Genomic DNA, 1,322 nt, shown 5'->3' with positions numbered 1-1,322 from the left:
AGTGGCCTGCTCTAGAGATTTCGGACACGGGCCCTCTTAGTCTTGACTAAACTTGAGGGTCATACCGAAAGTGAGACTGAGTAAGGACATGTCAACTCCACGCCGTCGTTATACCCAGGAATTCAAAGATCAGTTGGTTCAAGAGGTCATTGAATTTTCCAAACCGATTGCCGAGGTTGCTCGGGAATATGGGATCGCTGCCCAGTCATTGGGGAACTGGGTCAAAAAATACCGCGAAACCCACGGGGATGCAGGTGGCGAAGAGGCCACGAACAGGGGTGCAACCGCGCGAGAACAAGCGCTAGAACGCGAAGTCCAAGAGCTCAAAGCGGAGTTGTCGTTCGTAAAAAAAGCAGCAGCGTACTTCGCGAGGGATCCACAGTAGTGGCCAAGTACGAGTTCATTGAATCCCACAAAGACAGTCCAAATCCGTGGTGGACGATTGTGCATATGTGCGCCTGGTTAGGGGTGTCGCGGTCGGGGTACTATCACTGGCGGTCACGACCACAGTCGACCACCGCCGCCCGCCGCGAAGAGCTTGCTGCCCGGATCCGGTTCTATTTTGACGACTCGGATCAGACCTATGGGTACCGGCGGGTGCATGCTGATCTGGTGGCTGAAGGCACCCAAGCCAGCCTCGAGCTGGTCCGGCAGATTATGGTAGAGCAAAACATGATCGCCTGTCAGCCGCGTCCGTTTCGGGTCACCACTGACCCCGATGCCGATGCAGCGGCGTCGATTCCAGACCTGGTGCAACGGGATTTCAGTGCTAGCGCACCGGGCCAGAAATTTGTCGGCGACGTCACCTATATTCATACCTGGCAAGGATTCATGTACCTGGCCACGGTCATTGATTGCTACTCCCGAAAAGTCGTGGGCTTCTCGATGGCCGATCATCTGCGTGCTGAATTAGTGGTGCAGGCCCTGGACAATGCTGCGGCCACTACAGTCATCCAACAGGATGCTATTTTCCACTCTGACAAGGGAGTACAATATTCATCTAAGGACTTCCAAGCCGCGTTAGCGCGCCACGAAATGCGCGCTTCAATGGGACGCACCGGTGTGTGTTGGGACAATAGTTTAGCCGAGTCGTTCTTCGCTGCATTGAAAAACGAATGCGTTTACCGGACCGTATACCCCACCAAGGCGCACGCCAAACGCGATGTATTCCGCTACATTGAAGCCTTCTACAACACTCGTAGACGTCACTCAGCGTTAGATTACCAACGGCCCGCCGAGGTCCACTATGGTGGACTCCAGCTTGCCACCGCAGCCTAAAGAAAACCCATCAACAAGGTGTCCGAAAAACGCAGGGCAGACCA

Annotated in this window: 1 protein-coding gene; it reads left to right on the top strand. The window is 54.7% G+C overall.

All coding sequences use genetic code 11. From position 1 onward, the window contains the following. The first annotated feature begins 88 nt into the window (after positions 1-88). Positions 89-1,278, top strand: a protein-coding gene (locus tag A6F49_RS14630) for an IS3 family transposase (protein ID WP_150119530.1) whose coding sequence is annotated in 2 segments (ribosomal slippage) — positions 89-344 and positions 344-1,278 — 1,191 coding nt in all. Because the reading frame shifts where the segments join, the coding sequence is not laid out codon by codon here. Positions 1,279-1,322 lie beyond the last annotated feature (44 nt).

This window comes from Enteractinococcus helveticum (assembly GCF_001657475.1).
In the GTDB taxonomy this organism is placed as follows: domain Bacteria; phylum Actinomycetota; class Actinomycetes; order Actinomycetales; family Micrococcaceae; genus Yaniella; species Yaniella helvetica.
This window is presented reverse-complemented; position numbering and strand designations above follow the sequence as displayed.